This window comes from Streptococcus sp. HMSC072D05 (genome assembly GCF_001815805.1).
Lineage (GTDB): Bacteria > Bacillota > Bacilli > Lactobacillales > Streptococcaceae > Streptococcus.
Window position 1 is genome coordinate 1 of record NZ_KV822033.1, and the last position, 416, is coordinate 416.

Sequence of the window (416 nt, forward strand, 5' to 3'; positions counted from 1 at the left end):
TGACCCACTGGTTCCAATCGATGAAACAGTCGAGCCAACCTTCGAAGATGGTAGCAAAGAGAAGACTATTCCAGGTCAAGGAACTTACACGATTGTACCAGACGGAACTGTAACTTTCACTCCAGATAAGCAGTTTGTCGGAAACCCAGAACCAGTCACAGTCAAACGTTTGGATAAGAATGGTACCCCAGTCACTGCAACCTACAGTCCAGAGTTTACTAAGGTGACTCCTACAGGAACTAGCGCAACCAGCACAGGTCCTCAAGGTGTCCCACAAACAGGCACTCCAATCTTCCAAGGTGGTGATCCACTTGTTCCAATAGATGAAACAGTTGAACCAACCTTCGAAGATGGAAGCAAGGAGAAGTCTATTCCAGGTCAAGGAGCTTACACGATTGCACCAGACGGAACTGTAA

At 47.1% G+C, this 416-nt stretch carries 1 protein-coding gene; it reads left to right on the forward strand.

The annotated features are described in order from the left end of the window. A partial coding sequence (locus HMPREF3057_RS10470; RefSeq protein ID WP_257370883.1) for a hypothetical protein occupies positions 1 to 416 on the forward strand: 416 nt, incomplete at both ends.